The sequence below is a fragment of the Stygiolobus sp. CP850M genome (assembly GCF_037389425.1).
GTDB lineage: Archaea > Thermoproteota > Thermoprotei_A > Sulfolobales > Sulfolobaceae > Stygiolobus.
The window spans coordinates 1-2,860 of sequence record NZ_JBBHKR010000072.1 but is presented as its reverse complement, the minus strand read 5'-3'; the positions used below and the strand labels follow the sequence as shown (position 1 = coordinate 2,860).

Annotated in this window: 3 protein-coding genes; 2 read left to right on the top strand and 1 reads right to left on the bottom strand. The window is 41.0% G+C overall.

Features of this window, described 5'->3' with window-relative positions:
• A partial coding sequence (locus WIW89_RS09515) for a sugar phosphate nucleotidyltransferase (protein ID WP_337720582.1) occupies window positions 1-362 on the bottom strand: 362 nt, incomplete at its 3' end.
• A gap of 40 nt (window positions 363-402) precedes the next feature.
• On the opposite strand from WIW89_RS09515, the gene WIW89_RS09510 reads away from it, so the two are divergent.
• Window positions 403-1,734 carry a glycoside hydrolase family 57 protein gene (locus WIW89_RS09510; RefSeq protein WP_337720581.1) on the top strand — a complete coding sequence of 444 codons (1,332 nt, stop codon included), beginning with the start codon at window positions 403-405 and terminating at the stop codon, window positions 1,732-1,734.
• Window positions 1,731-2,860, top strand: a 1,130-nt coding sequence (locus tag WIW89_RS09505) for a glycogen/starch synthase (protein ID WP_337720580.1), incomplete at its 3' end; no start/stop codon positions are given. The genes WIW89_RS09510 and WIW89_RS09505, both read left to right, overlap by 4 nt.

The window sequence follows — 2,860 nt, the reverse complement described above, 5'->3', positions numbered from 1 at the left end:
ACTAAAAAGTGCTCTTGAATATCATAGTATTCGAGGTTTATCCTCACGGCATCAGCATTTCCTATACTATCAACCCTTGGCTGGTACTTGAAGTGGACTCTAGGTTTGATGTGATACCTAGCTGAAAAACCGATTCCTTCCTTATATAAGTCGAACAAGGAACGATAGTTTACATATCCCCTAACACCGAAAATTATCTCCTTTATCCCTTGTCGAGCTAGTTCCAGTAAAGTGTACTCAATTAAAGGTCTGTTCAGAAGCCTAACTGCAGCTTTTGATGTCTCTACTGTCAAAGGTCTAAGTCTGGTCGCTTCTCCTCCTATCGGGATTATTACCTTTACATCTTCTATGCTGATTGTCATCACTTAATAATTTTTATACAATGATTTATAAAACATATATATGAGGCACGTCAGCATAGGCTTTGAAGTACACCAACCTTTCAGGATAAGAAAGGACTTTCTTTGGAATCCAATGTATAGAAGTGAAGTGTTATCGAAGTACTTTGACGACTCACTTAATAAGGAGGTCTTTGAGAGGGTAAAGAGGAAATGTTACGTACCAGCAACCAAGATAATCCTTGAGGAAATCGAAAGAGGCGAAAATGAAGGATACGACGTGAAGTTCTTTTACTCTATCTCTGGCACTTTCGTGGAGCAGGCGGAAAAGTGGGGGAGAGAAGTAATAGAACTCCTACAACAACTCTCTTATACCAGAAAAGTCGAGTTCCTTTCACAAACTTATTACCACTCGGTCACGTCATTGTGGGCAGATTTGGACGAATGGAGAGAACAAGTGAAAAAGCACATAGAGTTAATAAAAGAACTCTTTGACCAAAACCCGGTGACTTTCGAGAATACGGAGTTGATCACTAACTTCAGGATAGCGAAAGAAGTGGAGAAGATGGGTTTCAAGGCAATAGTCACAGAAGGAAAGGAAAGTTTATTGAAAGGGAGAAGTCCGAACCACGTTTATAGGGTTAAGGGAACAAACCTATCCCTATTTCTGAGGAACTACAGACTAAGTGATGACATTGCTTTTAGATTTTCAAACAGAAACTGGGATCAATACCCCTTAACAGCTAAGAAATTTGCAGACTGGGTAAGCTGGTCTGAGGGAGATACGGGGATGATCTTTGTAGACTATGAGACGTTCGGTGAGCATCACTGGACAGAAAGCGGGATCCTAGACTTCCTACGCTGGTTACCCAGAGAGCTGACGAGAGCCGGCGTTAAGATGGTTTTACCGCGGGAAGTCTATCGAAACGTGTACGACGAAATTCCCTTAGACCAAACTGTCTCTTGGGCAGACGTAAACAAAGACGAGTCTAGTTGGTTAGGAAATATTATGCAATGGGCATTTGACGAGATGGTGAGGAGGACGGAAATGTTAGCTAAAGAGTTAGGCGGTGATTATATCAAGGCGTGGAGGTACTTCACTACTAGTGATCATTATTACTATATGTTCTTAGGCAGTGGTGGGCCCGCTGAGGTTCACTCCTATTTTAATTCTTTCAATTCACCTATTGATGCATTCATTAACGAGTTTTACGCTATAACATTATTCCAAGAAGAAATGAGGAATATACTAGGAATAAATAATGAGCCTTTCATATTTAACGTAAATGGGCAAAGGGGAAAAGAAGTGTGGACTTTGAAGCAATTTTACGAGGTATTAAAAAATCACCCAGAATACAAGGAATTTGAGAAGTATGTTAAGGAGTGGTCTAAATGAGAAGATATGAATCACTTTGGATGTCCGACGAAATCAAGAGCATTTGGATGATTTCTACCGAACTCACAAAGGTGGCTAGTTTAGGAGGTCTTGGTCCAGTAGTTTATAATCTAAGCAAGAACTTGGCAGAGAAGGGTTACAGAGTAACGGTGATTATGCCCAGTCACGGGAGGCATTTAGACCCTAAATTAAGGGAGTTTCTTTCTCTCAGGGAGTTACCTTTAGTCGCAGAAGGAGACAGAGTTGGACTTGACGGAAGTAGATATCACTATAAGTTGGGATTTGAAGAAGGAAAACTTGACGGGTTTAACGTGATCCTAGTAAAGGGGCTAGACTACAATACCGGGGTCTTAATGGACAATTGGAACATTTATGCATACATCACCGAGAAGGCTGCTCTATTAGCAAGAGGTGTAATGAAATATTCGGAGTTCTCTATACCCTCAAACGTCCCGTCAATTATTCACGTCCATGATTGGCACTCAGTTTTAGCAGGAGTAGGGGCAAAACAAGTATTTGAAACGAGGAGAATTATAGTACCTTTAGTGTACACAATTCATTTAATTAACAAGGTAGGATTTCCTTGGCATTACGCATCGGAGGACTGGGCAGGTCTGATGAATTGCCCGCATTACATATGGAAAGTAATAAAACACGAACTATACACTACGAGACAAGTATGGGACGAACTGTCCTCGGGTTTCATAGAAAAGTTTGGAGCCTATGAAGCGGATATGATAGCGACCGTAAGTAAGAGTTACCTAACTTACGACGTTTATAACTTCATAGGGAATTGGATAGAGAATAAGAGCTGTGTAACATACAACGGTACTGAGTGGAACATAAACGAGGCGATAGAATACGCTAAAGCTAGGTTCAACACCACGGATAGGAATATCGTAAGGAGGAGACTTTATGAGGAACTGGAGAGATTGAGGATTATACCAGAGGATTATGTAACGGGGAATATGCTTTGGAATAATCGCTTCAGGATAGGGATCAAAGACGACTGGACTTATGCCAGAGTCGATGACGGACCTTTAGTGCTCTTTGCGGGAAGGATGGTTTACCAGAAGGGAGTAGATTTATTGATAAGAGCATTCAGGGAGACACTTAATGTAATTCC